At 68.9% G+C, this 541-nt stretch carries 2 pseudogenes; both read left to right on the top strand.

The annotated features are described in order from the left end of the window. Positions 1 to 259 (top strand): annotated as a pseudogene (locus tag ACLJQE_RS44790) (ABC transporter ATP-binding protein); the annotation flags it as partial. Continuing rightward, positions 259 to 541: pseudogene (locus tag ACLJQE_RS44785) on the top strand (ABC transporter permease); the annotation flags it as partial. The pseudogenes ACLJQE_RS44790 and ACLJQE_RS44785, both read left to right, overlap by 1 nt.

Below are 541 nucleotides of genomic sequence, written 5' to 3'. Positions count from 1 at the left end.
CGCGCTGGACACCTACACCGCGAGCGAGGTACTGACGCTGCTGCGTGAAGCGGTCCAGCAGTCGGACCAGACGATCGTGATGGTCAGCCATGACCCGGTGGCGGCCGCGCACGCGGACCGCGTCCTGTTCCTCGCCGACGGCCGGATCGTCGACTCGCTGGACCGGCCCACCGCCGACCAGGTCGCCGAGCGGATGACACACCTCGGCGCTTGGGGCAGCCGGACCGTGGCGCAGCACGCAGGGCACGGGGTGCGCTGATGACCAGGATCGCACTACTTACCCTGCGCTTCCACAAGGGTGGTTTCATCGCGTCGTTCATCGCGCTGTTCTTCGGCGCCATGATCGTGATCGGCTGCGGCGCCCTGCTCGAGACCGGCCTGCACAACGCGGCGCCGCCGGAGCGTCTCGCCGCCGTGCCGATCGTGGTCACCGGCGACCAGCGCTACGTCGGCACTCAGCGTGATCTGGTGTACCCCGAACGCATCCATCTGGACGTCGAACTGGCCGACGAGGTCGCCTCGGTCCCCGGTGTCGCAAACG

This window comes from Amycolatopsis sp. lyj-346 (genome assembly GCF_046548975.1).
GTDB lineage: Bacteria > Actinomycetota > Actinomycetes > Mycobacteriales > Pseudonocardiaceae > Amycolatopsis.
The sequence above is the reverse complement of the archived record's forward strand: the minus strand, read 5'-3'. Positions and strand labels throughout refer to the sequence as shown.